General features: G+C 71.2%; 1 pseudogene. It reads right to left on the reverse strand.

Annotation, left to right across the window (positions count from 1 at the left end):
• Positions 1 to 386: pseudogene (locus tag G3I78_RS50650) on the reverse strand (MFS transporter); the annotation flags it as partial.

Below are 386 nucleotides of genomic sequence, written 5' to 3' on the forward strand. Positions count from 1 at the left end.
AGCCGAGGTCGGTGAACTGCTGGAAGGTCCAGGGCAGTGCCATCCCGGCCGCCAGGACGACCAGGCCGGCGCCGAGCACGTGGCGGATCGCGAAGCGCTGCATCAGGCTCGGCGCCACCATGGAGGCACAGATGAGGGCGATCGGGGCCGGCAGCAGGCGCAGTCCGGCCTCCAGCGGGGTGTAGCCCTGGCCGTACTGGAACCACTGGGTGACGAGGAACAGGATCGCGCCCATGCCGACCATGGGCAGGAAGATCGCGGTGGCCGCGACGCTGAAGGCGGGCTTGGCGAACAGCCGCACCTGGAGCAGCGGGTTGTCCAGGCGGAGCTGGCGCCGGACGAAGACGGTCAGTGCCACGGCGGCCAGGAGCAGCAGGGCCCAGGGC

The organism is Streptomyces sp. SID13726 (assembly GCF_010548375.1).
Taxonomy (GTDB): domain Bacteria; phylum Actinomycetota; class Actinomycetes; order Streptomycetales; family Streptomycetaceae; genus Streptomyces.